The sequence below is a fragment of the Rouxiella badensis genome (assembly GCF_002093665.1).
Taxonomy (GTDB): Bacteria; Pseudomonadota; Gammaproteobacteria; order Enterobacterales; family Enterobacteriaceae; genus Rouxiella; species Rouxiella badensis.
Genome location: NZ_MRWE01000068.1, coordinates 1 through 812, shown reverse-complemented (window position 1 = coordinate 812; position 812 = coordinate 1). Strand labels below are relative to the sequence as shown.

The following is an 812-nucleotide window of genomic DNA, read 5'->3' as shown; positions in this document are numbered from 1 at the left end:
GCACCCAGCGCAGCGCCGTGCACTTCATGTGTACCGGCCTTGTTCGGTGAACCGAAACCGATGATGGTTTTGCACAGGATCAGTGTCGGCTTATCAGTCACCTTGTGGGATTCTTCGATAGCTGCCTTAATAGCCTCTGGGTTGTGACCATCAACGTGGCGGATCACATGCCAGCCATAGGCTTCAAAACGTGCCGCGGTATCGTCGGTGAACCAGCCTTCTACGTGGCCGTCGATGGAGATGCCGTTGTCATCGTAGAACGCGGTCAGTTTGCCGAGCTTCATGGTACCGGCGAGTGAACAGGCTTCGTGCGAGATACCTTCCATCATACAGCCGTCGCCCAGGAAGGCGTAGGTGTGGTGGTTGACGATATCGTGGTTTTCACGGTTGAACTGCGCCGCCAGGGTGCGTTCTGCAATCGCAAAGCCCACGGCGTTCGCAATACCCTGACCCAGCGGGCCGGTGGTGGTTTCAATGCCTGGGGTGTAGCCGTACTCCGGGTGACCTGGGGTCTTGGAGTGCAGCTGACGGAAGTTTTCCAACTCGGTGATAGGCAAGTCATAGCCGGTGAGGTGAAGCAGGCTGTAAATCAGCATCGACCCGTGACCGTTTGACAGCACGAAGCGGTCGCGGTCGGCCCAGTGTGGGTTGGTCGGGTTGTGGTTCAGGTAATCACGCCACAGGACTTCGGCGATGTCGGCCATGCCCATAGGGGCACCAGGGTGGCCGGAATTCGCTTTCTGCACGGCGTCCATGCTGAGTGCGCGGATAGCGTTCGCAAGCTCTTTACGAGAGGACATGTTCTACTCCAG

At 58.0% G+C, this 812-nt stretch carries 1 protein-coding gene; it reads right to left on the bottom strand.

What is annotated here, in order from left to right; all coding sequences use genetic code 11:
* Positions 1 to 800 (bottom strand): transketolase family protein (locus tag BS640_RS21820; protein ID WP_479560588.1); only part of this gene is annotated, 800 nt, incomplete at its 3' end.
* Between the last annotated feature and the right edge of the window lie 12 nt (positions 801 to 812).